Source organism: Blautia sp. Marseille-P2398 (assembly GCF_964240315.1).
GTDB classification, from domain to species: Bacteria; Bacillota; Clostridia; order Lachnospirales; family Lachnospiraceae; genus Blautia_A; species Blautia_A wexlerae.
In genome coordinates, this window is the sequence record NZ_CAXSTD010000043.1 from 1 (window position 1) to 1,365 (window position 1,365).

At 38.6% G+C, this 1,365-nt stretch carries 2 protein-coding genes and 1 pseudogene; all 3 read right to left on the reverse strand.

Annotation, left to right across the window (positions count from 1 at the left end; translation table 11 throughout):
* Positions 1-82: 82 nt before the first annotated feature.
* A complete protein-coding gene (locus tag ACESZG_RS18865; RefSeq protein WP_368211055.1) occupies positions 83-493 on the reverse strand; it encodes a hypothetical protein in 411 nt (136 codons plus the stop codon).
* 13 nt (positions 494-506) lie between these two features.
* Positions 507-911, reverse strand: a pseudogene (locus ACESZG_RS18870) (single-stranded DNA-binding protein); the annotation flags it as partial.
* A 158-nt stretch (positions 912-1,069) separates the two neighbouring features.
* Positions 1,070-1,270: a hypothetical protein gene (locus ACESZG_RS18875; protein WP_117457911.1), complete on the reverse strand. Its 201-nt coding sequence runs from the start codon at positions 1,268-1,270 to the stop codon at positions 1,070-1,072.
* Positions 1,271-1,365: the final 95 nt, after the last annotated feature.

Genomic DNA, 1,365 nt, shown 5'->3' on the forward strand with positions numbered 1-1,365 from the left:
GAGAAGCCTGATTTTCAGGCTTGCCACCCTTGCATATCATAGAAGAATCTTATTTACAGACTTTTTCTCACAGTCTCAGATTTCAGGAATTCGATAATATGTTTCGGGTAGAGCTGTTCCGAGTCAATCCAATAACTGACCAAGCTACTAACCAAGCTAACCAACCAAGATATTCTGCAAGGAAACCTCTATATTCCTCTTCTGTCAGTAATTCCTCCAGTGCTTCCAAATGAGCTGTCACTTTAGAAGTCTGTTTTCCGCCAAGCAGCTTGCCTAATATTTCTGTAAATTCCTCTGTGTCACATGACTCAAACATACATAAGATCATCTCCATTGTTGTTTCCAAAACTAAACGATCCATTTTCATTTTTGTCAGCTCTTCCATTGTTTTCATGGAAGTCATAAGCGCATCACTTGTCATATGTTCTGAATTGATTCTTCCTTCTGAATCAACCAATCCTATTGCAAATAATTCTAAAAAGTATTTTCTCATAAATCTTGTCCTCCTATCGAAATGGCATTTCTTGTTCAAGTTCTTCTGGTATATCAAATGGAATTTTTCTCTTCTCTGCTGGTTGAAATCCATCAGATTCTTCTTTTTTTGTTTTGGCTTCTGCAAATTCCACATCATCCATAATGACTTCGGTATAATAGGATGCAGTTCCAGTCTGTTCATCTTTGATCTGAGAGATTACTAACTCTCCGGAAAGAGCAATCTTAATTCCTTTTTCAAGATATTTCTCCACAAATTCTGCATTATTTCCATAAGCTGTGATCATCACTACAAATGCTTTGCTCGTGCGATTTCTTTTTACTACCAGTGGAAACCTGGATACTTTGGTTTGTCCCTTTTGCGTAGATGCCAGCTTAGTTTCTGGATCTCTGGCAAGTCTACCCATTAAAACAATCGTATTCTTGCTTCTTGTCCTCCCTTTCTTCCTGCAACACCTTTCCCTGGTATTTCAAACAGGATAATAATCTGTGCATTTTCTGCACGAAAAAATGAGGAATGGAGTCGAACCATTCCCCACTTGCTACAGGATTTCTCCTGTAATATAAATAAGAAAATCTAAGTATTCGCATTTGGGCTTTGTCTGTACATATACATCTGATCGTTATCATTCCAGATAACCCGACTGCAAAAATACAGCCACAGTCTCTGTTTCAGCAGAGGTCCTATACCTTTCGGTGGTATCATTATTGCTTCGCTCTTCCCATAGGAGTCTTCGCCTGCACGAGCCGGATTAACTCCGGTAAGCATGTTTCTCAAGATGTATCAGCTCCTTCAATTGTCAACGAATCATGAAAGCTTATCTCAGCCTATAATGAAAATAGGATACTGACTCCACTACTTTTTTCACTTCT